The sequence below is a fragment of the Streptomyces niveus genome, from assembly GCF_001723055.1.
Lineage (GTDB): Bacteria > Actinomycetota > Actinomycetes > Streptomycetales > Streptomycetaceae > Streptomyces > Streptomyces niveus.
Genome location: NZ_MDCR01000599.1, coordinates 430 through 755, shown reverse-complemented (window position 1 = coordinate 755; position 326 = coordinate 430). Strand labels below are relative to the sequence as shown.

Here is a 326-nt window from a genome sequence, read left to right as displayed (position 1 = left end):
GTTCGAGGCCGTGGGCGACGGGGGCGGGCGGGAGCCGCTGACGCTCGGGGTGCTCCAGCCGTATCTCCAGGACTCCGAGGACGGCTGGCAGCTCGCCCTGCGCACGCTGGCCGCCGGAGGCGACTTCACCGACGAGGCGCGGGCGCTGGGGCTGGCCACCGCCGAGGTGCACCTCGCGCTGGCCGCCGCGCTGCCGACGGTGTCCCTCGGGCCACGGCAGACCGCGCATCTGGCCGAGGCCATGTCGGGGCGGCTGGACACCACCGCGCAGGCGGTGCCCGCGCTCGTGCCGTACGTCGCCGGGCTGCGCACCACCTTCGACGCGC

1 pseudogene is annotated in these 326 nt (G+C 77.3%); it reads left to right on the top strand.

The window, feature by feature from the left end:
• Positions 1-326, top strand: a pseudogene (locus BHU15_RS40765) (maltokinase N-terminal cap-like domain-containing protein); the annotation flags it as partial.